The following is a 263-nucleotide window of genomic DNA, read 5'->3' on the forward strand; positions in this document are numbered from 1 at the left end:
GGCTACTGTCTCTTCATGTCGGCCATCAACGCCTACGTCGCGCTGTACTTCAGCACCGAGGCCTGGGTCAACTTCAAGCTGTGGGGCTATGCCTTCCCGATCGTCTTCCTGATCGCGCAGGGGCTGTACATCTCGCCGCACCTGAAGTCCGAAGACACGCCCGCGGCATGACGCTCTACACCGCTGCCGACCTCGAAGCCACGCTGCGCGAGAAGCTGCAGCCGAGCGCGCTCGAGGTGATCGACGAAAGCGCCGCCCACGCC

1 protein-coding gene is annotated in these 263 nt (G+C 64.3%); it reads left to right on the top strand.

Annotated elements, in window-relative coordinates; all coding sequences use genetic code 11:
• Positions 1-15 precede the first annotated feature (15 nt).
• The gene (locus CVH10_RS21530) at positions 16-171 is read left to right on the top strand and encodes a septation protein IspZ (protein ID WP_369335953.1); all 156 of its coding nucleotides are present in this window, start codon (positions 16-18) and stop codon (positions 169-171) included.
• The last annotated feature ends 92 nt before the right edge of the window (positions 172-263 follow it).

The sequence above is a fragment of the Halomonas sp. ND22Bw genome, from assembly GCF_003011945.1.
GTDB lineage: Bacteria > Pseudomonadota > Gammaproteobacteria > Pseudomonadales > Halomonadaceae > Halomonas > Halomonas halophila.

Bases quoted from the DNA above. Each gene is read 5' to 3' on its own strand.
- CVH10_RS21530 (WP_369335953.1), top strand. From the start codon at position 16: ATGTCGGCCATCAACGCCTACGTCGCGCTGTACTTCAGCACCGAGGCC.